This is a genomic window from Zoogloea sp., from assembly GCF_044344315.1.
In the GTDB taxonomy this organism is placed as follows: Bacteria; Pseudomonadota; Gammaproteobacteria; order Burkholderiales; family Rhodocyclaceae; genus Zoogloea.
This window is the reverse complement of record NZ_JBIJDC010000005.1, coordinates 1-21,939: the sequence shown is the minus strand read 5'-3', so window position 1 is coordinate 21,939 and position 21,939 is coordinate 1. Positions and strand designations below refer to the sequence as shown.

Below are 21,939 nucleotides of genomic sequence, written 5' to 3'. Positions count from 1 at the left end.
GCAATTCAGCGAAATCCGACTTCGGTATCGAGGGCCCGCAACAAATCAGGCCGATCGGAAAAAAGACCACAGACGCCCCAGTCAACAAGGCGCCTGGCTGCTTCCTGTGTATTGACGGTATAGACCATCACCCGCAGCCCGGCGGAAAGGACTGCTTTCACATGCACCGCCTCAAGCCCCGACAAGCCCATATTGAGTGACACGCAGCCGAGCTGGCGGGCAAACACCAGGCTTTCCGGAGAATACCCTTCGACAAGCAGGGCCCGGGGCAGGCCCGGCGCCCGCTGCGCCGCAGCTTGCAAGGCCTCGGCACAGAAGGAGGACAGCAACACTGCGGGGCACTCGTCCGCCGGCATGGCCTGGATCTGCGCACCGACGACTGAACCTGTTTCGGCCTCAAGACCAACTGCGGGCTTGATCTCAACATTGGCGGCTAATCCCAGCTGGCGGCAGGCAGCGAGGGCGGCTTCCAGGGTGGGGATCATCTCGCCGCCAAAGGCCGGATGAAAATGCTGCCCCACGTCCGTGGCCTGCAACTGCACGGCGCTCAGGTCGGGAACCGCTCCGGGAACCCCGGCGGTACGCATCAGGGTCTCATCGTGAATCAATACCGGGACCTTGTCCCGGGACAGCATCACGTCGAACTCGACCGCCCGACACCCCAACCGGGCGGCAACAAGCAGCCCGGCCAGGGTGTTCTCGGGAGCATGGGCGCCACCGCAGCGATGGGCCAGCAGCAGCGGCCAGAGCCACCCGGACATCGACGGGATCAGTCCAGCTGACGGGAGCGGGCCACTGCGGTGTCGAGGGCCAGCTTGGAAGGCTTGCGGTCTTCCCAGACCGACTCGAGCTCCTCCTCGATGATCTTGCGCACGGCAGCGCGCTGGGGATAGGCGCTGGCCTTGCTGATCGCCGTGACCTTCTTGTGGGTGAGTTGCTGGACACCGACATGGATGTTGAGCAGATCGGCCGCCAGCAGGCGGCTCTCGGAGGCCAGCAGACCCGCACGGTTGAGGGGTAGGTAGCCCGCATTACGCTGCCACTCCACCTGGCTCTCGGCTGTCAGCCAGAAGTTGATGAAACGCGCCACGGCCTTGTACTCGGCAGGGCTCTTGCCCGCACCGATCCACATGGCCGGGCCATCGGCGAGGGTGTTCTGGGGCGCACCGTAGTAGTCCTCGTGGTAAGGCAGGCTGGCCACACCGACATCGAAGGACGCCTGACGCTTGAGCGTGGGCCAGGCACCGGACGGCGCCGTCAGCACGGCACACTCCCCCTTGGCGAAGCGCTCGGTGGCCTCATCCTCGCGGCCAAAGAGGTGGAGGTAGCGGGCCTTGACCCACGAGGACAGCATGGCCACATGCTTGACTTCGAGCATGCCGTTGATGGCGAGGGAGGCCTTCTTGCCTTCGGTGACCACCGGCTCGTTGTGCCAGGCACTCATGTTCTCAACAAGAATCCACGCCGGCTGGGCAGTGGTATAGGGGCAGGCCTGGCCGGCTGCCACCAGCTTGCCGAGGTCAGCCTGCAGGCCCTGCCAGGTCTTGGGTGCGGTTTCGGGGTCGAGGCCGGCTTCGCGGAATGCCTGCTTGTTGTAGAACATCACCGGGGTAGACAAACCTACCGGCAGGGCGACCAGACGGTTGGCGCTGTCGATCGGGGTCGGCGTCATCATGGCCGGGGCGCGCAGGGTTTCGAAGCGCTCACCGGAATCCTTCATGACCTGGTGCAGCGGACGGTAGCGCTGCGGGCCGGCGAGGAAGCTGGTCAGATCACGCTCACCCAGGATCATCAGGTGCGGGAGGCTGCCCTCGTTCCAGGCGCGGTCGTGCAGCACAACCTTGGCCTGGGGATGAGCCGCGTTATAGCGGTCCACCAGCTTCTGCAACTGGGCCCCCTTGTCGGCGCCGAGCGTATGCACCAACTCGATGTCCTTGACGGCAACCGGGGCTGCCGCGGCAGCAGCCGGCTTGGCAGCGGGTTTCTTGGGCGCCGCCACGGCATGGGCGGAAAACAGGGTGGCGATGGCAACGCACAGGGCGCCGCGATTGAGCATATTCATGGGGATCCTGTCCACGGACGGAAGAAGGTAGGTCAGCCCATAATTATAAGGAGAACGAGGCTCGAACAGCAGGGCTGTTTGCGGGAGCGGGATTCAAGTCGGAAGCCTCGGGGCCGTAGACCCTTCAAAGCAACATCGCCCCCTGCGCCATGACAAAACCGTCTCTTCGCTTCATGCTGGCCCTGGCTACCTGTGCTGCCGTCACGGGGGGCTGCGAGCAGCTCGGGATTCCGGACCCTGCCAAAGCCAGTGCCCAGGCCGAAGCCGACGGCAAGGCCATCGGCAGCGCCTGTCGCCATGCCGGGCGTGCCATCGAGGACTGCTACACCCTCAACACGACCGCGTCGAAGGCGGCCGTGTTTGCGGGCTGGAAGGAAATGAACGACTACATGGTGGAGAACAAGATCGCCGAAGTCGTACCTCTGCTTCCGCCTCCCCCGCCGCCCGCCCCGCCCTCGTCCAAAAAGAAGAAGAAAGCGGCAGATCACGGCGACACCGATGCCGGAAAAGATCACTCTGCCTCGGCGGACGGCGATGGCGGCGACCATGCCGACAGCGAAAGCGCGGCCAAGGCGGAAGCCGATCCTGCGCCCGAACCCGAAACGCGCAAGCGGCGTAAACCCCGGGAATAAGCCGAAACAGAACGTGGCTCAGGGCGTCTCGGTGCCCACCAGCGCATCACGGCGTGACTTCCACCAGGCAATGAACTGCTCGATGGGCATGGCAGGCGCATAAAGGTAGCCCTGAGCCCGGTCACAGCCCATCTCGTTGAGTACCGCCTCGGTGGCTGCGTCCTCAACCCCTTCGGCCACCACCTCAAGACCAAAGGTGTGGGCAATACGCACCATCAGTTCGACGATCGCACGATCGTTATCGGTGATAGTGATGCGTTCGACAAAGGATTTGTCGAGCTTGAGTTCGTCCACTGGCAGGCGACGCAGATAGTCCATGGACGAATAGCCTGTCCCGAAATCATCCAGGGCCAGACGGCCGCCGCCCACACGCAGGGCCTCCAGGTTGCGCGCGGACATCCCGTCCCGAGATACCAGACCACCCTCGGTAAGCTCGAAACACATGCGGGATTCCTGTACCCGCCAGGTTTCGCAGGTTTGCCGGATAAAGAGAGGCAGTTCCGGATCCTTCAGATCTTCGGCCACGAGATTCACGGACACCGCCACCTCGCACCCGGCCGCAGCCAGCGTGGCCAGCACCTGGGCGGCCTGCTGGATCACCCAGCGCGACAGCTCCGCCATCAGACCGATACGCTCAAGAACCTGCAGGATGTCGGGCGGCGATGCGAACCCCCGCCCCTCCCGCCGCCAACGCAGCAGAGCCTCGGCCCCGACGAGCCGGCGCGAAGGCAACTCGACCTGGGGCTGGAGGTGTAACTGAAACTGGCGTGCCTCCAGGGCCCGGGCCACTTCCGACTCGAAACCCGCATCGCCATGGCTGCGGGCGGCCGTTTCTGAACAATAGAGGTCAAAGGCCCGACCGGAAGCCTTCGCCGCCACCAGGGCCGCTCGCGCCGCATGCACCAGACCGAGCGGGTCGGCAGCATGCTCCGGCGCCCAGGCGCCACCCGCATGGAAGCGCCCCCGCTGCCCGGGGAAGTTGTTACCGCGCAAGACTTCGCAGGCGTCAACCAGCTTGCTTCCGGCCAGGGACACCTGGGCCGGGTGCTGCAGCGCCGGCAGGATGACAGCCCATTGATCGTCGCCGAGGGCACACAGGATATCGTTCGATCGCAGCACCGCCCGCATGGCATCCGAGAGGGCCAGGCGCAGGTGATCGCGCTCGTCCATGGCCAGGACATCCACCGAGCGCCCCCACTCGATGTCCAGCACCAGCAGCCCCACCGCCTGCCCATCGGCAACACGTGACAGACCATCGGCAAGCAGCGTCAGAAAGCGTCGCCGGTTGGGAATGCCGAGGACCGCATCGCCGTCCTCGGCATTAAGCCGGAAGGTTTGCTCATGATCGATGGACACCTCGGACAGCAGGCCCCCCAGGCACCACCCCAGACGTACGAGGGCTGTCAGGATGTCGAGCTCAAGGCGATGGACCATGGCTCGATCGCTGAACAGATGCAGCTGGCACGACGCCATCAGGGCCTCGATGGCGATGAAGGGAAACTCCGCCACAGCCCCGCCCAGATAGCACTCTGACCACAGATCCACCAACCGGGCCGGCCAGGCGGGGGTGAAGTCCCACTCGGTGATCCGTGCCAGTTCAGTGCAGAAAGCCCTCAGGGAGGGCTCAACACCCACCGCGGCCTCACCAAGATCGAAGCGCGACAGGAGGGCCTCCTCCAGCTCGCCGGCGCGGATGATCCGCCCGAAGGCCCGCACAGCCGCCTGCTCACCCTGCCCGACGCCATAGCGCAGCAGGAGACGCGCGAGGGCGTCCTCGTCCATGGCCGAATTAGGGGGCCGCACCAGATGCGGCGCAAGGGTATTCATGCGAGATAGAAAGCCGACGACTCAACCCCGAATGCACCGGGCGGAAGCGCCCGGACAATTTCATAGGGTTCGCCGGTGGCACAGGTTGGGTCGTAGAGGAGATCCAGGGTCTTTGGATAGGCGTTCGGCTTCTTGTCAGGTCCGAGCAGGATCATCACCCGGGGCTTGAGGCGGCGGATCCGGTTCTGGGAGACAACGACCGCGACCTCGCCCGAATTGAGCTCAACCAGCGTACCCACCGGGTACAGGCCGATGCACTGGACGAACTGATCCACCGTACTGTCCGAGAAACTCTTTCCCCGCAGCCCCCGAACGACATCCAATGCATCCTGAGAACTCACCGCGACGCCATAGGACCGCTCCCGGGTCATGGCACAGTAAACATCGCAGATGCCGGCAATCTCGGCCATCAGCCCAAGATCATCCCCCTTCAGCCCGGCCGGGTAACCACTGCCGTCGCACCGCTCGTGATGACGCGCGATGATATCGATCATCTGGGGCGTGGCATGGGGACATGCCGCAAGGATATGCAGGGAAAAATCCACGTGGGTTTTGAAGATCGCATACTCGCGGGGCGACAGGGGCCCGGTCTTGTGGAGCAGGCGCGGGGGCAGGCGCAGCTTTCCGATATCCTGAAGCACCCCGGCCATCCCCAGAGTGGTGATCGAATCCTCGCCGAGCCCCAAGGCGCGGCCAAAGATCATCACGTGGGCAGCGACGTCCAGGGAATGGTCGTAGCTGTACTGGTCGGTCTTCTTCAGGCGCAGCAGCCACAGCAGCGCGTCCGGATTGCGGACGATGCTCAGCACCATCTCCGAAACCACACCGCGGAGGCGCTCCAGATCCGGGCTCAGGTTGCTCTGGACATCCTTGGCGATCTCCGCCAGCAAGCCCTGCACCCGGGTCACCACGGGCAGTGCGGTGATGATCTCCTCATCCAGTGACGTGCTTGGCTCTACGAAACTCATCCCGGCAGGCCCGGAGCCCTTGGCGCTGGCATCGTAGCCCCCACTCCTTCCCGAGGGACGGCCAGGACGTTCATCGTAGATGGTCACCAGCGGCGACGCGGCCAACGGGCTTCTGGCGCGACGCTCGGGGAGTCGCTCGCCTACAACTTGCCGGCGGGGATCACCCGCCTGGGGATAGCGCCGGAACCATGGCGCTGCGTCACCCTCATCACCCTCCCGCGGCGTGACGACCTCTGCTGTCAGGCCTCGCAGTGACTTGAGCAGGGCGAAAAAGTCGAGTGGCTGACGTCGCTGCTCCGGCTTGATTACGAAAGATCCCAACGCCGCCGGCTGCCGCTCCGCAGCACCTCCCGCAGGTGCCTCAGGTGCACTCCGCCAGGCATCCCCCACCGACCGGGCACGATCCACGTAAACAAAGCGACACACCTGCCGGAGCTGCAGCAATGTCGCCTCGTCTTCAATCAGGAAACCCTGCATCAAGAAAGGCGACTCCAACCACGGACGATCAAGTTCCGACACAAACATGCCAGCACGCAGATCCTGCGCCGCCACGATTTCCTTCAACACATCCTCCGTGCAACCATTTCTGCTCCGCAACGCTTTACCGCAGTCAATATGAATTTACGGCGCCGGGCTGGGAAACTGGAGATGAACGGCCTCGATCTCCCGCAGGATCCCGGCATCCAGGCGGCGCGCGCAGGCATCAATATTGGTTTCAAGCTGCGCCAGGGTGGTTGCACCCAGGATCACGCTGCCCACGAAAGGCTGGGCGGCAACAAAGGAGATCGCCAGTTCGGCAGGCGTCATCCCGTGCCGACGCGCCAGCTCTGCATAGGCCGCGACGGCAGGCTGCACCCCAGGTTTGTCATATCGCTGGCCGAAAGCCGGAAACAGGGAAATCCGCCCCGGCGCCCCGGGGTTGTCGAGATATTTGCCGCTCAAGTGCCCGAAACCGAGCACCGAATAGGGCAACAGGCTGACCTTCTCGCGAAAGCACACTTCCGCCATACCCTGCTCGAACACCCGGTTGATCAGATTGAAGGCATTCTGCACTGACACCACGCGGGGCAGCCCGAGGGAGTCTGCAAGCCGCAGAAAGGACATCAGGCCCCAGGGGTGCTCGTTGGACAGGCCCACGTAACGGATCTTGCCCTCCGCCACCAGCTCGGCAAGTGCCGCCAGCTGCTCCTCGATGGGGGTCGCCGGCCGCTCGCCCTCCGGGTCGAAGCGCCACTGGCCGAACATGGGCTGATTGCGGGCCGGCCAGTGAAGTTGGTAGAGATCGATGTAATCGGTGCCCAGCCTGGCCAGGCTGGCCTCGACGGCCGCGCGGATGTTGGCCCTGTCGAGGGACGCCGGCCCACCCCGGATCCACGCCATGTTGCGCCCGGGCCCCGCCACCTTGGTCGCCAGCACCACACTGTCCCGGGGGCGCCCGCGCAGCCACGAGCCGACGATGGATTCGGTGCGCCCATAGGTGTCGGCCCGGGCCGGCACGGGGTACATCTCGGCAGCGTCAATGAAATTCACCCCCCGCGCAAACGCCATATCCAACTGCGCGTGGGCCTCGGCTTCCGAGTTCTGCTGGCCGAAGGTCATCGTTCCCAGGCAAACAGAAGACACCTGCAGATCGCTGGCGCCAAGCTTGCGAAACTCCATGAACACTCTCCGGATCAATGGAAAAAAACCGCTATGCGGCGAGTGGCCCGACTGTCAAAAGACGCTTGCCCGGGATCGGGTATCATGCCCGCCGCAGGCAGGCGCCGCACCACGCGTCAGCGCTGGCAAGCAGACCCCTCGCCGAGATTCTACACACCCACCGCTGCCTTCAGTCCCTTACTCCATGCTGCCCGCCCCCACTCCTTGCCTTGCCATCGGCATTCTCGTCCAGTGCCGCCCCGGGTTCGAGCCCGACGCCAGCCTCGAACTCCAGGCCGCCGCCCGCACAGCTCGCCTCGAAGGCAGTATCGCCGATGGGGGCAGCAGCGGTTTCACCCTGTTTCAACTGAGCACCCCCACGCCCCACGACGAGCTGAGACGCCGCTTTGACCTCTCCAGACTGATCTTCTCGCGCCAGGGTTGCCAGCTCGTGGGCAGCCTGGACAACCTGCCCGAGAAAGACCGCCTGAGCCCGCTGATGAGCGCCATCACCGCCCTCGGCGAGCGTTTTTCCGCGCTCCTTCTCGAAACACCCGACACCAACGACGGCAAGCAGCAATCAGGTTTCCTGCGCCGTTTCGGCCCGCTGCTCGAGGACGCCCTCAACCAGGCCGGACTGCTGCGCAGCGACTCCCCTCACCTGCCGCGCCTGCATGTGTTCCTGGCCGATTCGAAACGCGCCCTCCTCGGCCTGAGCGTGGCCAGCGAGGGCTCCGCTTGGCCCATGGGCATCCCGCGTCTGCGCATGCCCAAGGACGCCCCCAGCCGCTCGACTCTGAAGCTCGCCGAAGCCATCATGTGCCTGCTGACGCCCGACGAGCAGAAGGCCACCCTCCGCCCCGGCCTGCAGGCCGTGGATCTGGGCGCCTCGCCCGGCGGCTGGACATGGCAGCTGGTGAGCCGCGGGCTGCGCGTCACCGCCATCGACAATGGCCCCATGGCCCCCTCAGTAGTCGCAACGGGCCTGCTGGAGCACCTGCGGGTGGACGGCTTCACCTGGAAGCCCCGCAAGCCGGTGGAGTGGATGGTGTGCGACATGGTGGAACAGCCCTCCCGCATCGCCCCGCTGATGGCCGAATGGGTCGCCGGCGGGCGCTGCCGGCGCAGCATCTTCAACCTCAAGCTGCCCATGAAACGCCGCTACGACGAGATCGAGCGCTGCCGGGCGCTGATCGACCAGCGCATGCGCGCCGGCAACATCAAATACATTTTGAGAATCAAGCACCTTTACCATGACCGGGAAGAGGTCACATGCTATCTCACGCGGCGCTAACAGCGCCCCGATGTATAATGTCGGACTATTCAAATGGTGCAGTGCACTAAATCTGCCGCACCCAGATTGTGATCACATCCATGTCGTTCTCCGAACTCGGACTCATTCCTGAAATCCTGCAGGCCGTCACTGAAGCCGGCTACACCGAACCTACGCCCATCCAGCGTCAGGCCATTCCCGTCGTTCTCGCCGGGCATGACGTGATGGGCGGCGCCCAGACGGGCACGGGCAAGACCGCCGGCTTCACCCTGCCGCTGCTCAACCGCCTGGCACGCCATGCCAGCAGTTCGACCAGCCCCGCCCGCCACCCCGTACGCGCACTGATCCTTGCGCCGACACGCGAGCTGGCCATGCAGGTGTATGAGTCCGTCAAGATGTACTCGAAGCACCTGCCCCTGCGCAGCACCTGCATCTATGGCGGGGTCGACATGAACCCGCAGATCCAGGAACTGCGTCGCGGCATCGAGATCGTCGTCGCGACACCGGGCCGCCTGCTCGACCACGTCCAGCAGAAGACCATCGCCCTCGGTCAGGTCGAATTCCTGATCCTCGACGAAGCCGACCGCATGCTGGACATGGGCTTCATCCCTGACATCCGCCGCATCCTCGCGCTGCTGCCTGCTGCCCGCCAGAGCCTGCTGTTCTCGGCCACATTCTCGGACGAGATCAAGAAGCTCGCCGACCAGATGCTGAAGAACCCGCAACTGATCGAAGTAGCCCGCCGCAACATGGTCAGCGAGACCATCACCCACATCGTCCACCCGGTCTCCAGCGGCCTCAAGCGCAACCTGCTGGCCCACATCGTGCGTCACGAGGACGAGGCCAACCAGGTGCTGGTCTTCGTGGACACCAAGTTCGCCTGCAGCCGCCTGGCCCACTTCCTTGAGCGCCATGGCATCTCGGCCGACGCCATCCACGGTGACAAGACCCAGCAGGCGCGTACCGAGACGCTCGAGAACTTCAAGTCCGGCAAGGTCCGCGTGTTGGTGGCCACCGACGTGGCCGCTCGTGGTCTGGACATCGAAGACCTACCCTCGGTGATCAACTTCGAGCTGCCCCACACCGCCGAAGACTACGTCCACCGTATCGGCCGCACTGGCCGTGCCGGCAAGTCGGGCAAGGCGGTCTCCCTGGTCAGCTCGGAAGAGCGACATCGCCTCGCCGACATCCAGAAGCTCATCAAGCTCGAGATCAAGCAGGAGATCGTCCCTGGCTACGATCCCGAACCCGATTTCTTCGATGCCGACGGCAGCCGCCGCCGGCGCAGCGCCCCCGCGTCACGGCCCGCCGACAGCACGGCAGCCCCGGCGGCACCGGGCGGCGAACGCCGCAAGCGCAGCGAGCGGCCGGAACGCAGTGAGCGGCCGGAACGTTCCGAACGGGAGCGTAGCCCCCATCGCGGCCGCCAGCCCTCACACATCGCTGCCGACGGTTTCGACTTCAGCAAGCCTTACCAGCAGAAGGACGGCGTGGCCCCGATCGCCGGAGAAGGCAGCACCGACGAATCTGCACTTCCCCAGAAGAACCAGCGTCCGATCGCCTTTCTGCTCGGCGGCCTGGGCCGCAAGCACTGAAGGTTTCTAAACCGGCCCGATGCAGGGCGCCCCGACCGAATTCAGTGTATTAACGAATTCTGATAGTCTTCTCTCCGGACATACAACAAGGAGGAGAGAAGCATGAAGGGGAGATTTGTTGCTGCAGGATTGTCCTTGCTGATGGCCTTGCCTGCAGCCGTTCAGGCGGCCGATCTGAAGCGTGCAGAGGAAATCGTCGGGGGGCGCTGCTTCCTGTGCCACGGCATGGAAGGCGAGGCCGCCTCGGCCCTCTATCCGCGTCTGGCCGGTCAACATGCCGAGTACATCGCCAAGCAGCTGTCTGATTTCAAGACAGGCAAGCGCAAGAGCGACACCATGTCCGGCATGGTGGGCGACCTGAGCCCCGAAGAGATGAAAGCGCTCGGCGCCTTCTTCGAACAAAAAAAGCCCAATCACAGCAGCCGTGCCGATGCCGATCTGGCAGCGGTGGGGCGCTACATCTTCACCCAAGGCAACCAGTACTCGGGCGTTGCCTCGTGCACGTCCTGCCACGGCCCCAAGGGTTACGGCACGCCGCAACTGCCTCGCCTGGCGGGTCAGCAACCCCTTTACCTCGAAAACCAGCTAAAACAGTTCAACACCCGCGAGCGCAACAACGACAACGCTGTGATGCACTCCATCGCCTCCAAGCTCACAGAGCTGGAGGTCAAGGCAGTCTCAAGCTACATCTCAACCCTGGACTGAACGCTACTGCGTCAACGAAAACGAGCCACCCGCGAGGTGGCCCGTTTTGTCTTTACGTGACGATCTCCAGTCAGACCAGCATGTCGGCCCAGATATTGCGGGCCCAGGACAGCGCGTACTTGCCCTCCAGCTCATTGGCGGCCGCAGACACACCACCCGCCCCCGCCACCGGCATCACCGTCTTCTTCGCCGCATCGTACTGATGAACTGATGCCACGTGGATCACGTTCTTCGAATCCACGAAGCTGTAGCAGGTGTTCATCACCAGAGGCGTCGAACTGGGCGCCTCGCCCGCCAGCAGATTGATGATGGCTGCTGCTGTCACCTTGGCGTGCTGGTTGGCCATGTGACCCGACTTGGGCATGGTGGGTGCCGGGAAGATGGCGTCGCCGATCACGTGCACGCCCGGGGTATTCACCGACTCGAAACTCAGCCAGTCGATATCCACCCAGCGGTTGTTGATCAGCTTGATCCCCGACTTCGCGGCAATGTCACCGGCACGCTGGGGCGGCACCACGTTGAGCACATCCGCCTTGACCTTGTCGAACTCCAGCACGGCCGTCCGGCTGGCCGCGTCCACCTCGCGAAGCTCACTGCTGGGGCGATATTCGAGAATCCCCTTGTACTTCTCGAAAGCCTTGGTGAACAGCCCCTTCTTCGAGGTGATCTCCTCGTTGGCATCCAGCACCAGCACCTTGGACTTCGGCTTGGTCTTCTGCAGGTAGTTGGCCACCAGGCAGGCCCGCTCATAGGGCCCTGGCGGGCAACGGTAGGGCGCCTTGGGAATGCTCAGGGCATAGACCCCACCATCCTTCATGTCCTCCAGCTGCTTGCGCAGGGCCACGGTCTGGGCACCCGCTTTCCAGGCGTGCAACACGGTGTCGCGGGCAGCCTCGGTCTCCAGCCCCGGCACCTGGTCATACATGAACTCGATACCCGGAGAGAGTACGAGCCGGTCGTAGGAAAGCACGCCCCCAGACGCCAGGGTGACCTTGCGGGCACCGGCATCCACCGCCGTCACGGTGTCCTGCAGCACCTTCACGCCCCAGGTGTTGCGCAGTCCGTCATAGCTCATCGTGATATCGGCCATCTGCTTGTCGCCGCCGATCACCAGATTGGAAATGGGGCAGGAGATGAACTGGGGACTGCGCTCGACGAGGGTCACATCCACCCCCATCTGGCTCCACATGCGCAGGTATTTGGCAACGGTGGCGCCGCCAAAGCCGCCCCCCACCACGACCACATGGCCACGGGCCTTGGATCCCATCGCACAGCCGGACAGCCCCGGCAAGGCCACCACGCCACCGGCCAATGCGGCGCCCTTCAGAAACTCACGTCGATTCCACATGCTGCGCCCCTTCACTTGCGTGCGGCGAAGTAAGCCGCCACCAGCTCGAGTTGTGCCTCGGTATAGCCCTTGGAAATCTGGTGCATGATCGTCGCGGGCTTGGCGCCCGAGCGGAAATCCATCAGTTTCTGCATGAGCTTGGCCTTGTCGGTACCCGCCAGGGCCTCCGCTCCGGAGCCGGCCACTGCCTTGCCGTCGGTGCCATGGCAGTTGGCGCAGGTGGCGGCCAGATTGCGGGCCAGGTTGGGGTCGGCTTTTTCCTCGGCGTGCACGGCGCCCATCGCACCGATCAGCCCCACGGCCAAAGTCCATCGAAGCAGCTTCATTGTCTCTCCTCCTTGATTCCGCCGAAGCGGTAAGCGATCAGTGTGTCTTGCGTATTGTTCTCCGCAACAACCTGCCGCAGCAAGCCGCCATGGCCATCGAAACGCGGCCTATTTCGTTCATGTCGTATTGCAATGCAACAATATTAGCAATTGACGATATTAGTGTATGGTTATAAATTGTTTTAGATCAAGGGGGGCGAGACCGGTCGACGGCACGCACAGACGATTCCTCCCGTGATTCCAACATCTGGAGACTGAGGGAGAGACAATTTATGGCCGACCAGCCAACCCAGAGGGGCCGGGTACGTCCCGCGCCCGAGAACTTCCTGACCGAGACGGACATCATCGCGGTCAAGGAAGGCCGACGCGACTTTCTGCGCAACGCCCTGCTCACCGCCTCCGCCACCCTTGCCGGTGGCGCCACGGCCCGGGCGGCCGAGGGGGATCCCAACATCCTCACCCTGCCCGCCTGGACCACCAGCCTCGGCCAGCCGGTCGCGGCGCGCCCCTATGGCCTGCCCTCCCAATACGAGAAGGGCCTGCAGCGCCGGGAGTCCCCGGGGTTGACCCGGATGCCACAGGTATCCGTGTCCTTCGCGCCGCTGCAAGGGCTGTTCGGCATCATCACCCCGTCCGGCCTGCATTTCGAGCGCCATCACCAGGGCTGGGTAGACATCGATCCTTCCAAGCACCGCCTGATGGTGCATGGCACCGAAGACGGCTTTGTACGGCAACCCAAGGTCTATACCGTCGACGACATCCTGCGCCTGCCCCCGGTGTCACGCATGCACTTCATCGAGTGCGGCGCCAACACCGGCATGGAGTGGGGCAACGTGGCCGTGCCGACCGTGCAGTACAGCCACGGCATGCGGTCCTGCTCCGAGTTCACCGGCGTTCCCCTGCGGCTGATCCTCGAAGACTGCGGTATCGACTGGAAGAAGGCGAAGTACGTCCTTGCCGAAGGCGCCGACGGCTCGTCCATGACCCGCACCATCCCCATCGAACTGGTCCAGTCCGACGAAGTCCTCGTCGCCTACGGCCAGAACGGCGAAATGCTGCGCCCCGAAAACGGCTACCCCCTGCGCCTCGTCGTACCCGGCGTCCAGGGTGTCAGCTGGGTCAAGTGGCTGCGCCGCATCGAGGTGGGCGACAAGCCCTGGGCCACCAAAGACGAGGCCATCCACTACATCGACCTCATGCCCGACGGCCAGCACCGTCAATACACCTCGGTGCAGGAGTGCAAGTCGGTGATCACCACCCCGTCGGGTGGCCAGATCCTCCTCGACAAAGGCTTCTACAACATCTCCGGGCTAGCCTGGTCCGGGCGCGGCAAGATCAAACGCGTGGATGTCTCCACCGATGGCGGCATCAACTGGCGCCCGGCCCGCATTGAAGGCCCGATCAATTCCAAGTGCCTGACCCGCTTCAACATCGACTGGGTGTGGGACGGCAAGCCCGCCATCCTCCAGTCCCGGGCCATGGACGAAACCGGCTACGTGCAACCCGGCTACGGCCAGCTACGGGCGGTGCGCGGCAGCAAATCGATCTATCACAACAACGCCATCCAGTCGTGGAAGGTGACCGAAGGCGGGGAGGTGAGCAATGTCCAGGTTCTCTAAGGCCTCTCTGAGCGGTGCCCTGGTGCTGGCCTTCGCCACCCTCGCAGGTAGTACTGCCCTGGCCGACGGAAAGTACAGTGGTGTCGGGCGTCCGGCCACCCGGGCCGAGATCCACGCCTGGGATATCGACGTGCGCCCCGACTTCAAGGGCCTGCGCCCGGGCAGCGGCAGCGTGGACCAGGGCCAGGAAGTGTGGGAAGCCAAATGTGCGTCCTGCCATGGCAGCTTCGGCGAGTCCAACGAGGTGCACACCCCGCTGATCGGCGGCACCACCAAGGACGACATCAAGACAGGCCACGTACTGTCCTTGGTCAAGGGCGACGCCCCCCAGCGCAGCGCCATCATGAAGGTCGCCACGGTATCCACCCTGTTCGACTACATCAACCGGGCCATGCCCCTCACCTCGCCCAAGTCCCTGACCAACGACGAGGTATACGGGCTGGTGGCCTATCTGCTCAACCTGGCGGAAATCGTGCCCGCCGACTTCGTGCTAAGCGACAAGAACATCGCCGAGGCCCAGGCACGCATGCCCAACCGCAATGGCATGAGCACCGACCACGGCATGTGGCCGGGCGCCCCGGCATCAAAGGGTGGCATCGGCAACGGCGGCAAACCCGACGTGAAGAACACCGCCTGCATGAGCAATTGCAAGACCGAGGTGAAGGTCGCCTCCTTGCTACCGGTCTATGCCGAAACCGCCCACGGCAACCTGGCCGAACAGAACCGTGCGGTGGGTCCGGTGCGGGGCAAGGACACCAGTGGCAAGGCAGCCGCAGTCGCTGCAGCCCCCGCCCCCCTGAGTGAGAACGCCGCAGCAGCCAAGCTCGCCAACGACAGCGGCTGCATGGCCTGTCATGGCGTGGCCAACAAGATCGTCGGCCCCGGCTACAACGAGGTCGCGGCCAAGTACAAGGGGCAGGCCGATGCCGAGGCGAAGCTCGTCGCCAAGGTCAAGGCCGGCGGTCAGGGCGTGTGGGGTGCAGTCCCCATGCCCCCCCAGGGCCACCTCAAGGATGGGGACATCCGCAGCCTCGTCAAATGGATTCTGTCGGGCGCCAAGGCCCAGTAAATGCCGATCAACCAAGGAGAGAGACACATGAACATGCAACGCCGTGAAGCACTCAAGGCGGGTGGCGGGCTGGGCCTGTTCGGCCTGCTGGCCGCCGCCGGCCTGATCACCCCGAGCCAGGCCCGCGCCGAATGGAACAAATCGGCCTTCGACGCCAAGACCATCGAGGAAACCCTCAAGGCGCTGGGTGCCACCGGCGCCCAAAATTCCACCGACATCCAGATCACCGCCCCGGACATCGCCGAGAACGGCGCCGTGGTGCCGGTGGGGGTGGTGTCGGCCCTGGCCGGCGTCGAGGTCATCGCCCTCCTCATCGAGAAGAACCCCAACCCGCTGGCGGCCAGCTTCACCCTGCCGGCCGGCACGGAAGCCTCGGTGCAGACCCGGGTCAAGATGGGCCAGACCTCCGACGTCATCGCCGTCGTCAAGGTCGGCGGCAAGTTCATCATGACCAAGAAGGAAATCAAGGTCACCCTCGGCGGCTGCGGCGGCTGAGCCTCGGCAAGAACCCGATTCGGAAAAGGAATAGAAAATGGCAGATCCCATGAAGATTCGCGCCAGCGCGAAGGACGGCATCACCGAAGTGAAGGTGCTGATGAGCCACGAGATGGAAACCGGCCAGCGCAAGGATTCGTCCGGCAACCTGGTCCCGGCCCATTTCATCACCGAGCTGTCGGCCGAACACAACGGCAAACAGGTGCTGGCAGCCCAGTTCGGCACCGCCGTGTCCAAGAACCCCTACCTGGCCTTCAAGTTCAAGGGCGGCGCCAAGGGCGACAAGCTGGCCGTGAGCTGGATGGACAACAAGGGCGAGAAGCGCACCGACGAAGTCCAGATCAACTGATCTGCAGCCCTGCTCCCGCAGCCCGGGCCACACCGGGCCTGCGGAGCACCTTGGCTCCACGCACACTGCGCCCGACCACCAGACCGCTCCGAAGCGGCAGGGGCACCCCCAAGAAGGAGGAAGAACGATGAGTACAAGACTGCGTGCGGTCCTTGTCACGGCAGCCCTCGGCCTGGCCGGCACAGCCACGGCCCAGGGGTCGACCATGGACGAAATCGCCAAATACCGGGAGATGCTGGCCGACGGCAACCCGGCCGAGCTGTTCGAACTCAAGGGCGAAGCCCTGTGGAAAAAGGCCCGCGGCCCGAAGAACGTCAGCCTCGAGCAATGTGACATGGGCCTCGGCCCCGGCAAACTCGACGGCGCCTACGCCCAACTGCCGCGCTATTTCCCCGACACCCGGAAGGTGATGGACGTGGAGTCCCGCCTCGTCCACTGCATGGTCAGCCTGCAAGGGCTTAAGGAAGAAGACATCACCCGGCAGTGGTTCTCCCGCCCGGGCAAGGAATCCGAGATCGAGGCGCTGGTCACCTATATCGGCGCAAAATCCAACGGCATGAAGATCGATGTACCGGCCCGCCACCCCGAGGAAGCCCGGATGGCCAAGGTGGGCGAGTACATCTTCTACCGCCGCAGCGGCCCGCAGGATTTCTCCTGCGCCATCTGCCACGGCCAGGACGACAAGCGCATCCGCTTGCAGGATCTGGGCAACCTCACCACCCAGGCAGGTGCTGGCGTGGCCATGTCCACCTGGCCCTCCTACCGGGTGTCCCAGGGTGCAGTCTGGACCATGCAGCGACGCCTCATTGACTGCATGCGCCAGGCCCGCTGGCCCGAGCCCAAATACCTGTCCGACTCGGTGATCGCCCTGCAGGTGTATCTGCAGAAGAATGCCAGCGGCACTGTCATGCAGACCCCTGGCATCAAGCGCTGAGAGGACACCACCATGCACAAGACCCTCATCGCCGCCACCCTTGCCCTGCTCGCCAGCCTGCCCGCCCATGCCCAGGAACGCACCCCTTCCGGCGCCGTCAGCGTAAAGAACGACGTGGCAAAGCAGGCCGAACAGATCTTCCGCAGCTCCTTCCGCGGCGACAACCCCAAGTACTGGATGGACCGCCTCGATCAGGACGAAGCCATGCGCGTGTGCAGCCAGTACCGGGACAATCCGCCCGCCAAGCTGCGCCAGAAGATCGAACTGGCTCAGAAGGCCACGATCCGTTACCCCGTGGATGGCAAGCTCATCGGTGACTGGAAGGAAGGCGAAAAGCTCGCCTCCAGCGGCCGCGGCGGACACATCGGCTTCATCCAGCCCGACGCCCCGATGACACCCCGTGGCGGCAACTGCTACGCCTGCCACCAGCTGGCCAAGAAGGAAGTGGCCTACGGCACGATCGGCCCCACCCTGCACCACTTCGGCAAGCTGCGCGGCGCCAGCGACGACATCGTCAAGTACACCTACGACAAGATCTACAACTCCAACGCCTTCACCGCGTGCACCAACATGCCCCGTTTCGGGCTGCACAGCTGGCTCACACCGGAGCAGATCACCCACATCGTCGCCTTCCTGGTCGATCCCGAATCGCCCGTTAACAAAGACTGACAATGGAGCCCACCGCATGTCCATGAATCGCCGGGATTTCCTCCAGGTGCTGGCCGTCGCCGCGGCCGGCGGCCTCAGCCTGCACAGCAACCCCTCCGAGGCGGCCAAGGCCGCCACCCGGATGTATGACCTGCCCCGCTTTGGCAACGTCAGCCTGCTTCACATGACCGACTGTCACGCCCAGCTGCTGCCCATCCACTTCCGCGAGCCGGACGTGAATCTGGGCATCGGCCCCATGGCCGGCCAGGTGCCGCACCTGGTGGGCGACAAGCTGCTGCGCCACTTCGGTATCCGCCCGGGTACGCCGGAGGCCCACGCCTTCACCTACCTGGATTTCGTCAAGGCTGCCAAGACCTACGGCAAGGTCGGCGGCTTCGCCCACCTGGCCACCCTGGTCAAGCAACTCAAGGCCAGCCGCCCGGGAGCCCTGCTTCTTGACGGCGGCGACACCTGGCAGGGCTCCGGCCTGGCCCTGTGGACCAACGCCCAGGACATGGTGGATGCCTGCAAGGCCCTCACCGTGGACGTCATGACCCTGCACTGGGAAGCCACCTATGGCGAGGCCCGGGTCAAGGAGATCGAGGAGAAGGACTTCAAGGGCACCGTTGACATCGTCGCCCAGAACATCAAGACCGCCGACTTCGGCGACCCGGTGTTCAAGCCCTACGTGATCCGCAACATCAACGGCGTGGCCGTGGCCATCATCGGCCAGGCCTTCCCCTACACCCCCATTGCCAACCCCCGCTGGCAGGTGCCCAACTGGAGCTACGGCATCCAGGACGACAACCTGCAGAAGGTGGTGGACGAAGCCCGCGCCGCCGGCGCCCAGGCGGTGGTGGTGCTGTCCCACAACGGCATGGACGTGGACCTGAAGATGGCCAGCCGGGTGCGCGGTGTGGACGCCATCCTGGGCGGGCACACCCACGACGGCGTACCCGCCCCGGTGATCGTGAAGAACGCCGGTGGCCAGACCCTGGTCACCAATGCCGGCTCCAACGGCAAATACCTGGGCGTGCTCGACCTGGAGGTGAAGGGTGGCAAGGTCACCGACTTCCGCTACAAGCTGCTGCCGGTGTTCGCCAACCTGATCCCCGCCGACCCGGCCATGGACGCGCTGATCAAGAAGATGCGCGCCCCCTACGAGGGCAAGCTGGCCGAGAAGCTTGCTGTCAGCGAAGGGCTGCTGTACCGCCGCGGCAACTTCAACGGCTCCTGGGACCAGCTCATCCTCGACGCCCTGCTGGCCGAAAAGAACGCCGAGATCGCCTTCTCCCCCGGCTTCCGCTGGGGCACCAGCCTGCTGCCCGGCGACACCATCCGCATGGAGCATCTGCTCGACCAGACCGCCATCACTTACCCATGGACCACGGTGACCATGATGACCGGCGAGCAGATCAAGACCGTGCTCGAAGACGTCTGCGACAACCTGTTCAACCCCGACCCCTACTACCAGCAGGGCGGCGACATGGTGCGGGTCGGCGGGCTTGAGTACACCTGCGACCCGATGGGCCGCATGGGCGGCCGCATCTCCGACATGCGCCTGGGCGGCAAGCTGCTGGAGGCCGGCAAGACCTACAAGGTCGCCGGCTGGGCGCCAGTCTCGGAAGACGCCGCCAAGGCCGGCGGCGAAGCCGTGTGGGATCTGGTGGCCCGCTATCTCAAGGGGCAGAAGGTAGTCCGCGCCCGTCCGCTCAATCTGCCGACCCTGAAGGGCATGGCAGGCAACCCCGGCATGGTTTGAGGAGAACGACGATGGCCTGCAGCAGACTCCCCCTCCCTTCCCGGCTACATGCCATCGTCGCCCTCACCCTTGTGATCCTGGCCAGCCTGTTGCCGGGCGGGCAGGCTGCCGCCGAAACGCTCAGACCGGTCCGCGTCTCCGAACACGCCTGGTATGTGCTGGGCGACGCCGGTATGGCTTCAGCGGCCAACAAGGGCTTCAACAGCAATGCCGGCTTCGTCGTCACCCGGGACAGCGTAATCGTCATCGACGCCCTCGGCACCCCGCCCCTGGGCGACGCACTGCTGGCCGCCATCCGCCAGGTCAGCAGCAAGCCGGTGAAGCGGGTCATTCTGACCCACTACCACGCCGACCATTTCTACGGCCTCGCAGCCTTCAAGGCAGCCGGCGCCGAGGTGTGGGCCCACGAAGGTGGCAAGGAATACTTCGGCAGTGGCGAAGCTGCCGCCCGCCTGGCCCAGCGCCAGAAAGACCTGTTTCCCTGGGTAGACGAGAACACCCGTCTGATACAGGCCGACCGCTGGCTCACGGGTGACACCCGCTTTGAAGAGGGTGGTCTGCACTTTCGCATCACCATCCTCGGCCCCGCCCACGCCCCGGAAGACCTGGTGGTGACCGTGGAAGAAGACGGTGTGGTGTTCTGCGGCGACATCCTGTTTGCTGGCCGCATACCCTTCGTCGGGAACGCCGACAGCAAACGCTGGCTGGCCGCCATCGACACCCTGGTGGGGCTCAAACCCAAGGTGCTGGTCACGGGGCACGGCAATCACTCCACCAACGCCGCTGCCGACCTCAAGCTGACCCGCGATTACCTGCTCTACCTGCGCGAACAGATGGGTAAAGCGGTGGAAGAGATGGTGCCCTTTGAGGAGGCCTACGCCCGCACCGACTGGAGCCGCTTCAGCAAGGTGCCCGCCTTCGAGGCCGCCAACCGCATCAACGCCTACGGCAGCTACCTGACCCTGGAGCGCGAGTCCCTCGCCCGATAAGTCCATGAAGCTGCTCGCGCGCCTGGCCCTGCTGGCCTGCCTGCTGCTGGTGGGGGGCGTCGGTGTGCATGCCCGCGGCACCCTCGAATCCAGCCTGCAGGAGGTCGGCGGCAACCGGCGGGATCTGCTCTACGTGGTCCTGTTCAGCCTACCCGACTGCCCCTATTGCGTCGCGGTGAGGGACGCCTATCTCCCTGCCCTCCTTGATGACCCGCGCTTTCGGGGGCGGGTGCGCATCCGCGAGGTGAGCATCGGCAGCCCGCGCCTGCTGAAGGATTTCAATGGGGACAGGATCAGCCACGCCGACATCGCCCGTCGCTACAAGGTGAAGTTCGCCCCCACGGTGCTCTTCCTGGACGCTCAAGGCCAGCCCCGGGCCGACGCCCTGCTGGGCGGCGACAGCGTGGGGCTGTATGGCGGCTACCTCGAAAACCGGGTCACGCAGGGGCTGGCCCAATGAGCGTTGCCCTTCGTGTCATTTGAAGTGGTAGTAGCGGTGATTCAGCCACGCCACCACATGCTCCTCGTCCTCAGGAAACCAGCCGGTCTTCAACTGATTGCTGCAGAAGCCGACCTGGGCAGCCAGCTTGGCCTTGCTGGTCACCTTGCGATCACTGCGGGTGTACAGGGCCGAGCCATCCCCGCCCACCAAGCGCTGATGGCAGGTGGCACAGGCATGCTCCGTCACCATCTTCTCGCCAGTCGCCGGATCGCCGGCCCGGGCCAGACCGGCAAGGAGCACACCGGCCAGCAGGAAAAACGTTCTTGAACGCATGATCAGCCTCGACAGGGGTTGGCACAAACAAATCATCTGGAGGAAGTATGAGACATTTTGCGATCGCTGCACTGCTGGCATTGAGCAGTCTCTCCCTGTCGCTCCCGGCCCTGGCCGAAGGCGTGGACGCCAGCACCCTGCCCGATTACAAACGCTCCCGTCTGCAGCTTTACTTGACGCCTCAGGAGGCTTACAAGATTGTCGGCGAGGCCTCGGCCCAAACCCTCTTCCTCGACGTGCGCACCCGTGCCGAAGCCATGTACGTGGGCATGCCCAATGCCGCCGACGCCCTGGTGCCCTACGTGGAACACCAGGAGCTGATGACCGACTGGGACGAGCGCCGCCACATGTACCAGCTCGAGCCCAACAGCGACTTCATCCAGGAAGCCGAGATCCGCCTCAAGGAAAAGGGCCTCACCAAGACCGACCGGGTCATCCTCATCTGCCGATCCGGCGACCGCAGCGCGCGGGCCGCCGACCTGCTCGCCAACGCCGGCTTCACCCGCGTCTACAGCATTGCCGAAGGCTTCGAGGGCGACTCGACCAAGGAAGGTCCGAAAGCCGGCCAACGCATTGTGAACGGCTGGAAGAACGCCGGCCTGCCATGGACCTACAAGCTGGTGAAGGCGAAGATGTACTTCCCCCGCTGAGCCCCTCTCCCGGTTCGGCCTCGCCTAGCCGAGCCCGGCGCTCCGGTTCTCCTGCTCCAGCATCTCCCGCACGGTGTAGCTGGAAGTGCGCTCGGGATAGCGGCACTCGCCGGCCGTGAAACCAACCCCGTCGCTGCCGTTGAGCAGAGGGCATTCGCTGAAGAGCTCGGCCACCCAGTCGGCAAAGGCCCGCACCTTGGGGGAAAGGTGACGGTTATGGGGATACAGCACCGACATGGGCAAGGGACGTGGCTTCCAGGCCGGCAGGATCTCCT

General features: G+C 64.6%; 22 protein-coding genes and 1 pseudogene. 14 read left to right on the top strand and 9 right to left on the bottom strand.

All coding sequences use genetic code 11. From position 1 onward, the window contains the following. Positions 1–5: 5 nt before the first annotated feature. Both ugpQ and ACIQ09_RS02045 read right to left on the bottom strand, forming a co-directional pair. A complete protein-coding gene (gene ugpQ / locus ACIQ09_RS02050) occupies positions 6–761 on the bottom strand; it encodes a glycerophosphodiester phosphodiesterase (RefSeq protein WP_398305354.1) in 756 nt (251 codons plus the stop codon). 8 nt (positions 762–769) lie between these two features. Continuing rightward, on the bottom strand, positions 770–2,062 hold the full coding sequence (locus ACIQ09_RS02045; protein WP_398305351.1) for an extracellular solute-binding protein: 1,293 nt from the start codon (positions 2,060–2,062) through the stop codon (positions 770–772). 149 nt (positions 2,063–2,211) lie between these two features. Between ACIQ09_RS02045 and ACIQ09_RS02040 the strand changes: the two genes are divergently transcribed. Further along, a complete protein-coding gene (locus ACIQ09_RS02040; RefSeq protein WP_398305348.1) occupies positions 2,212–2,694 on the top strand; it encodes a hypothetical protein in 483 nt (160 codons plus the stop codon). Positions 2,695–2,712: 18 nt separating this feature from the next. Here the strand turns inward: ACIQ09_RS02040 and ACIQ09_RS02035 are convergent, their stop codons facing one another. Genes ACIQ09_RS02035 through ACIQ09_RS02025 form a run of 3 tightly spaced genes read right to left on the bottom strand, consistent with a single transcriptional unit; the run spans position 2,713 to position 7,148 of the window. Then, positions 2,713–4,521 (bottom strand): EAL domain-containing protein, encoded by a 1,809-nt coding sequence (locus ACIQ09_RS02035; RefSeq protein ID WP_398305345.1) that lies wholly within the window; start codon positions 4,519–4,521, stop codon positions 2,713–2,715. After that, a complete protein-coding gene (locus ACIQ09_RS02030) occupies positions 4,518–6,053 on the bottom strand; it encodes an HD-GYP domain-containing protein (protein WP_398305342.1) in 1,536 nt (511 codons plus the stop codon). Before ACIQ09_RS02030 ends, ACIQ09_RS02035 begins: the two co-directional genes overlap by 4 nt. 57 nt (positions 6,054–6,110) lie before the next feature. Continuing rightward, entirely contained in the window at positions 6,111–7,148 is a 1,038-nt protein-coding gene (locus ACIQ09_RS02025) for an aldo/keto reductase (protein ID WP_398305339.1), read from the bottom strand. A 184-nt stretch (positions 7,149–7,332) separates the two neighbouring features. Here ACIQ09_RS02025 and rlmM point away from each other — a divergent pair, with 184 nt between their 5' ends. The 3 genes from rlmM (at position 7,333) to ACIQ09_RS02010 (ending at position 10,700) form a co-directional block, all read left to right on the top strand. Then, complete coding sequence (gene rlmM, locus ACIQ09_RS02020) at positions 7,333–8,421, top strand: 23S rRNA (cytidine(2498)-2'-O)-methyltransferase RlmM (RefSeq protein WP_398305336.1); 1,089 nt, start codon at positions 7,333–7,335, stop codon at positions 8,419–8,421. A gap of 80 nt (positions 8,422–8,501) precedes the next feature. Next, on the top strand, positions 8,502–9,995 hold the full coding sequence (locus tag ACIQ09_RS02015) for a DEAD/DEAH box helicase (RefSeq protein ID WP_398305333.1): 1,494 nt from the start codon (positions 8,502–8,504) through the stop codon (positions 9,993–9,995). Positions 9,996–10,097: 102 nt separating this feature from the next. Continuing rightward, the gene (locus ACIQ09_RS02010; RefSeq protein WP_398305330.1) at positions 10,098–10,700 is read left to right on the top strand and encodes a c-type cytochrome; all 603 of its coding nucleotides are present in this window, start codon (positions 10,098–10,100) and stop codon (positions 10,698–10,700) included. Between the two features lie 70 nt (positions 10,701–10,770). Here ACIQ09_RS02010 and ACIQ09_RS02005 read toward each other — a convergent pair whose 3' ends face one another. Both ACIQ09_RS02005 and ACIQ09_RS02000 read right to left on the bottom strand, forming a co-directional pair. Further along, positions 10,771–12,048 carry an FCSD flavin-binding domain-containing protein gene (locus ACIQ09_RS02005; RefSeq protein WP_398305327.1) on the bottom strand — a complete coding sequence of 426 codons (1,278 nt, stop codon included), beginning with the start codon at positions 12,046–12,048 and terminating at the stop codon, positions 10,771–10,773. A gap of 11 nt (positions 12,049–12,059) precedes the next feature. Next, positions 12,060–12,374, bottom strand: coding sequence for a cytochrome C (locus tag ACIQ09_RS02000; RefSeq protein WP_296404904.1), 315 nt, complete (start codon positions 12,372–12,374; stop codon positions 12,060–12,062). Between the two features lie 272 nt (positions 12,375–12,646). Between ACIQ09_RS02000 and soxC the strand changes: the two genes are divergently transcribed. The 9 genes from soxC (at position 12,647) to ACIQ09_RS01955 (ending at position 20,699) form a co-directional block, all read left to right on the top strand. Further along, positions 12,647–13,993 carry a sulfite dehydrogenase gene (soxC, locus tag ACIQ09_RS01995; protein ID WP_398305322.1) on the top strand — a complete coding sequence of 449 codons (1,347 nt, stop codon included), beginning with the start codon at positions 12,647–12,649 and terminating at the stop codon, positions 13,991–13,993. Further along, positions 13,977–15,062 carry a c-type cytochrome gene (locus ACIQ09_RS01990; protein WP_398305319.1) on the top strand — a complete coding sequence of 362 codons (1,086 nt, stop codon included), beginning with the start codon at positions 13,977–13,979 and terminating at the stop codon, positions 15,060–15,062. Before soxC ends, ACIQ09_RS01990 begins: the two co-directional genes overlap by 17 nt. Before the next feature lie 27 nt (positions 15,063–15,089). Next, positions 15,090–15,557, top strand: coding sequence for a thiosulfate oxidation carrier protein SoxY (soxY, locus tag ACIQ09_RS01985; protein ID WP_398305316.1), 468 nt, complete (start codon positions 15,090–15,092; stop codon positions 15,555–15,557). A 37-nt stretch (positions 15,558–15,594) separates the two neighbouring features. Beyond that, the gene (soxZ, locus tag ACIQ09_RS01980) at positions 15,595–15,906 is read left to right on the top strand and encodes a thiosulfate oxidation carrier complex protein SoxZ (RefSeq protein WP_398305313.1); all 312 of its coding nucleotides are present in this window, start codon (positions 15,595–15,597) and stop codon (positions 15,904–15,906) included. A gap of 127 nt (positions 15,907–16,033) precedes the next feature. Next, entirely contained in the window at positions 16,034–16,840 is an 807-nt protein-coding gene (soxA, locus tag ACIQ09_RS01975) for a sulfur oxidation c-type cytochrome SoxA (protein ID WP_398305310.1), read from the top strand. A 12-nt stretch (positions 16,841–16,852) separates the two neighbouring features. Continuing rightward, entirely contained in the window at positions 16,853–17,509 is a 657-nt protein-coding gene (soxX, locus tag ACIQ09_RS01970) for a sulfur oxidation c-type cytochrome SoxX (protein ID WP_398305307.1), read from the top strand. 16 nt (positions 17,510–17,525) lie between these two features. Next, positions 17,526–19,250 carry a thiosulfohydrolase SoxB gene (soxB, locus tag ACIQ09_RS01965; protein ID WP_398305304.1) on the top strand — a complete coding sequence of 575 codons (1,725 nt, stop codon included), beginning with the start codon at positions 17,526–17,528 and terminating at the stop codon, positions 19,248–19,250. Positions 19,251–19,261: 11 nt separating this feature from the next. Then, positions 19,262–20,239, top strand: coding sequence for an MBL fold metallo-hydrolase (locus tag ACIQ09_RS01960; protein WP_398305301.1), 978 nt, complete (start codon positions 19,262–19,264; stop codon positions 20,237–20,239). 4 nt (positions 20,240–20,243) lie between these two features. Then, on the top strand, positions 20,244–20,699 hold the full coding sequence (locus ACIQ09_RS01955; protein WP_398305298.1) for a thioredoxin fold domain-containing protein: 456 nt from the start codon (positions 20,244–20,246) through the stop codon (positions 20,697–20,699). A 15-nt stretch (positions 20,700–20,714) separates the two neighbouring features. Here ACIQ09_RS01955 and ACIQ09_RS01950 read toward each other — a convergent pair whose 3' ends face one another. Then, positions 20,715–21,014, bottom strand: coding sequence for a cytochrome c (locus ACIQ09_RS01950; protein WP_398305295.1), 300 nt, complete (start codon positions 21,012–21,014; stop codon positions 20,715–20,717). Between the two features lie 47 nt (positions 21,015–21,061). Between ACIQ09_RS01950 and ACIQ09_RS01945 the strand changes: the two genes are divergently transcribed. Then, positions 21,062–21,664, top strand: a complete 603-nt coding sequence (locus ACIQ09_RS01945; protein WP_398305292.1) for a rhodanese-like domain-containing protein — start codon at positions 21,062–21,064, stop codon at positions 21,662–21,664. A gap of 24 nt (positions 21,665–21,688) precedes the next feature. On the opposite strand, the pseudogene ACIQ09_RS01940 reads toward ACIQ09_RS01945, so the two are convergent. Further along, positions 21,689–21,939: pseudogene (locus ACIQ09_RS01940) on the bottom strand (LysR family transcriptional regulator); the annotation flags it as partial.

Bases quoted from the DNA above. Each gene is read 5' to 3' on its own strand.
- ugpQ (WP_398305354.1), bottom strand. From the start codon at position 761: ATGTCCGGGTGGCTCTGGCCGCTGCTGCTGGCCCATCGCTGCGGTGGC.
- ACIQ09_RS02045 (WP_398305351.1), bottom strand. From the start codon at position 2,062: ATGAATATGCTCAATCGCGGCGCCCTGTGCGTTGCCATCGCCACCCTG.
- ACIQ09_RS02040 (WP_398305348.1), top strand. From the start codon at position 2,212: ATGACAAAACCGTCTCTTCGCTTCATGCTGGCCCTGGCTACCTGTGCT.
- ACIQ09_RS02035 (WP_398305345.1), bottom strand. From the start codon at position 4,521: ATGAATACCCTTGCGCCGCATCTGGTGCGGCCCCCTAATTCGGCCATG.
- ACIQ09_RS02025 (WP_398305339.1), bottom strand. From the start codon at position 7,148: ATGGAGTTTCGCAAGCTTGGCGCCAGCGATCTGCAGGTGTCTTCTGTT.
- rlmM (WP_398305336.1), top strand. From the start codon at position 7,333: ATGCTGCCCGCCCCCACTCCTTGCCTTGCCATCGGCATTCTCGTCCAG.
- ACIQ09_RS02015 (WP_398305333.1), top strand. From the start codon at position 8,502: ATGTCGTTCTCCGAACTCGGACTCATTCCTGAAATCCTGCAGGCCGTC.
- ACIQ09_RS02010 (WP_398305330.1), top strand. From the start codon at position 10,098: ATGAAGGGGAGATTTGTTGCTGCAGGATTGTCCTTGCTGATGGCCTTG.
- ACIQ09_RS02005 (WP_398305327.1), bottom strand. From the start codon at position 12,048: ATGTGGAATCGACGTGAGTTTCTGAAGGGCGCCGCATTGGCCGGTGGC.
- ACIQ09_RS02000 (WP_296404904.1), bottom strand. From the start codon at position 12,374: ATGAAGCTGCTTCGATGGACTTTGGCCGTGGGGCTGATCGGTGCGATG.
- soxC (WP_398305322.1), top strand. From the start codon at position 12,647: ATGGCCGACCAGCCAACCCAGAGGGGCCGGGTACGTCCCGCGCCCGAG.
- ACIQ09_RS01990 (WP_398305319.1), top strand. From the start codon at position 13,977: ATGTCCAGGTTCTCTAAGGCCTCTCTGAGCGGTGCCCTGGTGCTGGCC.
- soxY (WP_398305316.1), top strand. From the start codon at position 15,090: ATGAACATGCAACGCCGTGAAGCACTCAAGGCGGGTGGCGGGCTGGGC.
- soxZ (WP_398305313.1), top strand. From the start codon at position 15,595: ATGGCAGATCCCATGAAGATTCGCGCCAGCGCGAAGGACGGCATCACC.
- soxA (WP_398305310.1), top strand. From the start codon at position 16,034: ATGAGTACAAGACTGCGTGCGGTCCTTGTCACGGCAGCCCTCGGCCTG.
- soxX (WP_398305307.1), top strand. From the start codon at position 16,853: ATGCACAAGACCCTCATCGCCGCCACCCTTGCCCTGCTCGCCAGCCTG.
- soxB (WP_398305304.1), top strand. From the start codon at position 17,526: ATGTCCATGAATCGCCGGGATTTCCTCCAGGTGCTGGCCGTCGCCGCG.
- ACIQ09_RS01960 (WP_398305301.1), top strand. From the start codon at position 19,262: ATGGCCTGCAGCAGACTCCCCCTCCCTTCCCGGCTACATGCCATCGTC.
- ACIQ09_RS01955 (WP_398305298.1), top strand. From the start codon at position 20,244: ATGAAGCTGCTCGCGCGCCTGGCCCTGCTGGCCTGCCTGCTGCTGGTG.
- ACIQ09_RS01950 (WP_398305295.1), bottom strand. From the start codon at position 21,014: ATGCGTTCAAGAACGTTTTTCCTGCTGGCCGGTGTGCTCCTTGCCGGT.
- ACIQ09_RS01945 (WP_398305292.1), top strand. From the start codon at position 21,062: ATGAGACATTTTGCGATCGCTGCACTGCTGGCATTGAGCAGTCTCTCC.